Source organism: Cryobacterium sp. RTC2.1, assembly GCF_035018685.1.
GTDB lineage: Bacteria > Actinomycetota > Actinomycetes > Actinomycetales > Microbacteriaceae > Cryobacterium > Cryobacterium glucosi.
Genome location: NZ_JASJXJ010000227.1, coordinates 1 through 4,114, shown reverse-complemented (window position 1 = coordinate 4,114; position 4,114 = coordinate 1). Strand labels below are relative to the sequence as shown.

At 68.4% G+C, this 4,114-nt stretch carries 4 protein-coding genes; 3 read left to right on the top strand and 1 reads right to left on the bottom strand.

All coding sequences use genetic code 11. The annotated features are described in order from the left end of the window. The coding region (locus QN357_RS18095) for an amidase domain-containing protein (RefSeq protein ID WP_323505309.1) at window positions 1-582 on the top strand (582 nt) is incomplete at its 5' end. 97 nt (window positions 583-679) lie between these two features. Next, window positions 680-1,444, top strand: coding sequence for an amidase domain-containing protein (locus tag QN357_RS18090; protein WP_134449156.1), 765 nt, complete (start codon window positions 680-682; stop codon window positions 1,442-1,444). Between the two features lie 85 nt (window positions 1,445-1,529). Here the strand turns inward: QN357_RS18090 and pgm are convergent, their stop codons facing one another. Next, complete coding sequence (gene pgm, locus QN357_RS18085) at window positions 1,530-3,146, bottom strand: phosphoglucomutase (alpha-D-glucose-1,6-bisphosphate-dependent) (RefSeq protein WP_323505308.1); 1,617 nt, start codon at window positions 3,144-3,146, stop codon at window positions 1,530-1,532. 35 nt (window positions 3,147-3,181) lie between these two features. Between pgm and pheA the strand changes: the two genes are divergently transcribed. Next, window positions 3,182-4,114 (top strand): prephenate dehydratase (pheA, locus tag QN357_RS18080; protein WP_323505307.1); only part of this gene is annotated, 933 nt, incomplete at its 3' end.

Genomic DNA, 4,114 nt, shown 5'->3' with positions numbered 1-4,114 from the left:
GCCCCGAGCGGCGCAGCGAGCGCCCTCGCGAGCACCGGCGCCGCGGCCGACACCGCACCCGCTGTGGCCGTCGCCGCCGGCGTGAGCCCGCTCACCTTCCAGTACGTCCCCGACCCGCGCATCACGGCCCAGATCGGCTACGTGCGCGCCCACTGGAACTCATACAACTCCGCCGTCTACGGCGCCATCGGCGGCAACGACTGCGTCAACTTCACGAGCCAGTCGCTGATCGCGCGCGGGTGGACGATGGACGCCGAGTGGTCCTATAGCGCTGCAGGCGCCGGATACAGCTCCGCCTGGTCGAGCTCGACCGCGTTCGCCGCGTACCTGTCCGCCCACCCCGAGCGTGCCACGCCGCTCACCGCCGGCGAAAGCAGCCGGGTCAAGGTGGGCGACATCGTGCAATTCGACTGGGACCGCTCCGGCGACAAAGACCACACCGGAATCGTCACCCGCGTCGTCAAGGACGCCTCGGGAACGCACCTCTATTACGCAGGTCACACCGAAGATAGCCTCGACAAGTCCGTCGAGGAATCCCTCGCGAACACCGGGGGAACGGTGAGCTACTGGAGCGTCGCCTAGCCCGGCGATTCAGCGACACTTCATAGCTTGGCGGGCAGTTTTCCCATTGAAGTGTGATTATCTGGATATATCCCCCCCCAAATGAGACGAGGAATTCGTGCAGTTCACCCGACGCTTTCGCATCAGCGCAGCCGCGCTCGCGTTCGCTGCTCTCGTGATCGGCACCGCCGCCGTCGCATCCTGGGGCGACGACGATTCAGACTCGGCGCGAGCGGAGATCGCCACATCGGTGACCCCCACAGACACCGCGACCCCTCGGGCGACGCCGGCGGATGCCGGTGCTCCCGTCGCCGTCGACACCGCGCCTGTCGCGACCGCAACGCCGACACCCGCTCCGGCGCCCGTGACGACCGCCGCGCCCGCCCCCGTCGCGGCGGCTTCGACCGGCGGAGTGCAGGCCCAGGTCGACTACATGATCGCGCACTGGACGAACTACAACACGGCGGACTACGGCGTCGTCACCGACAACGACTGCGTCAACTTCACGAGCCAGTCCCTGATCCAGCGCGGCTGGGCCATGGACGGCAGCTGGTGGTCCAAGGGCACCGGCTCGTCCTTCACCCACTCGAACGCCTGGGTCAGCTCGACCGCGTTCCGCAACTACCTCGCGAGCTCTGGGCGTGCGACCGCGCTCACCGACCAGCAGCGCGACCAGGTCAAGGTCGGCGACGTCGTGCAGTTCGACTGGGACAACTCGGGCGACCGCGACCACACCGGCGTCGTGACCCGCATCGAGGGCAGCGGCGACGACATCGTCATCTACTACGCAGGCCACACCGACGACACCGACTACCGTTCCGTCGACTACGCGATCACCGTGAAGCACCCGGGCGCCACCGCGTACTACTGGAGCATCCCCTAACCACCGGCCGCGTCACACGACGGATGCCGCCGCCCGCGCCCGCCGACCGGCGAACGTGCGCGACGGCATCCGTCTACGAAAGTGTCTACGCGATGGCGGCGTCGACGATCGCCTTCGCCTCGAGCTGCACCTGGCGGAGGTGCTCCGGGCCCTTGAAGGACTCGGCGTAGATCTTGTAGACGTCCTCTGTGCCGCTCGGCCGGGCGGCGAACCAGGCGTTCTCGGTGACGACCTTGAGGCCGCCGATCGCGGCCCCGTTGCCTGGGGCGTGGCTGAGCTTCGCGAGGATCTTCTCGCCGGCGAGTTCGGTCGCGGTGATCGCGTCGCCGTCGAGCTTGCCGAGCTGGGCCTTCTGCGCGGGCGTCGCCGCGGCATCCACCCGGGCGTACGCCGGGTCGCCGAAGTGCTCGACGAGTTCGGCGTAGCGCTGGCTCGGGCTCTTGCCGGTGACGGCGAGGATCTCGGAGGCGAGCAGGGCCAGCAGGATACCGTCCTTGTCCGTCGTCCAGACCGTGCCGTCGAAGCGCACGAAGCTCGCACCGGCGCTCTCCTCGCCGCCGAACGCGACCGAACCGTCGATGAGCCCGGGCACGAACCACTTGAACCCGACCGGCACCTCCCAGAGGTCGCGGCCGAGGAAGCCGGCGACCCGGTCGATCATCGTCGAGGAGACGAGCGTCTTGCCGATCGCGGCGTCAGCGCGCCAGCCCTCGCGGTGGCTGTAGAGGTAGTCGATCGCGACGGCGAGGAAGTGGTTCGGGTTCATCAGGCCGCCGTCCGGCGTGACGATGCCGTGCCGGTCGGCGTCGGCGTCGTTGCCGGTGAGGATGTCGAAGTCGTCCTTGTGGGCGATGACCGAGGCCATCGCGGAGGGGCTCGACGGGTCCATCCGGATCTTGGAGTCCCAGTCCAGGGTCATGAAGCGCCAGGTCGGGTCGACCTTGGGGTTCGTGACGGTGAGATTGAGCTCGTAGCGGTCGCGGATCGCTCCCCAGTAGCCGACGCTCGCGCCGCCGAGGGGGTCTGCGCCGATGCGGATGCCGCTCGCCTTGATGGCGGCCATGTCGATGATGTTCTCGAGGTCGTTCACGTACGCACCGCGGAAGTCGTAGGTCTCGACCGCGCTCGGTTCGCTCATCTTCACGTCGACGAGTCCGCCGGCGATGAGCTCGTTGGCGCGCGCGGCGATCCAGGAGGTGGCGTCGCTGTCGGCCGGTCCACCGTGCGGGGGGTTGTACTTGAAGCCGCCGTCGGTCGGGGGGTTGTGGCTGGGGGTGACGACGATGCCGTCGGCCTCATCGGTGTTCCCTGCCCGGTTGTAGGCGAGGATCGCGTGCGAGAGCGACGGGGTGGGCACGTAGTCGTCGAACTCGTCGACGAGCACGCGCACGCCGTTGCCGACGAGCACTTCGAGCGCCGTCGTGTACGCCGGGGCGCTCAGCGCGTGCGGGTCCGTCCCGATGAAAAGGGGGCCCGTGATGCCCTGATTGGTGCGGTACTCGACGATGGCCTGCGTCGTCGCGATGATGTGGTTCTCGTTGAAGGCCGTGTTCAGCGAACTGCCACGGTGCCCGGAGGTGCCGAATGTCACCCGTTGGGCGGGCACGGTCACATCGGGTTTCAGGTCGTAGTACGCCTTGACCAGCGCGTCGACATCGATCAGGTCTGATTCCAGGGCCGGAGTGCCCGCACGTTCATTCATGTCCCCAGTCTGGCACTGCAAGTAGGCTGTGAGCCATGTCCGAGACGCGCAAAGCCAGCTACAGCTTCCTGGGGCCGGCGGGCACCTTCACCGAGGCGGCACTCGCCCAGGTGCCCGAGGCGCGCGCCCAGGCCTGGCGCTCCGTCAACAACGTGGGCGAGGCGCTCGCCGACGTCGTCTCCGGTCGCAGCGTCGCCGCGATGATCGCGATCGAGAATTCCGTCGACGGCGGCGTGTCCGCCACCCAGGACGCGCTCGCGAAGGTGCCGGACCTCCGGATCATCGGCGAGTATCTCGTGCCGGTGAACTTCGTGCTCGTGGCCAGGCCGGGCACGACGCTTGCCGACGTGAAGATCGTCGCCGCGCACCCGGTCGCATACGCCCAGTGCCGGAACTGGCTCGAGACGAACGTTCCGCACCACGGCCACATCCCCGCCTCGAGCAATGTGGCGGCGCCGACCTCACTGCTCGAGACCGAACAGGCGGATGCCGCGGTCGCCCCTCCGGGGATCGAGAACCATCTCGACCTCACGGTTCTCGCCACCGACATCGGTGACAACCCGAACGCCGTCACCCGGTTCGTGCTGGTCAGCCGCACGACCGTGATCCCGGAACGCACCGGTGCGGACAAGACGAGCCTCATCGTCGAGCTGCCGGAGGACCGCGCGGGGGCGCTCCTCGAATTGCTCGAGCAGTTCGCGACCCGCGGGGTCAACCTTTCGCTGATCCAGTCGCGTCCGATCGGCGACGCGCTCGGTCGCTACCGGTTCGTGATCGACGCCGACGGGCACATCCACGACGAACGCGTCGCCGACGCCCTGCTCGGCCTGCGCCGGTTCAGCCCGAAGGTGATCTTCCTCGGCTCGTACCCCCGGGCTGACCTGCAGCAGAACGAGTACACCAAGCGCTACGACGACGACGTCTACATCGGCGCGCGCGCCTGGCTCGACGCCCTCCTCCGCGGCGCC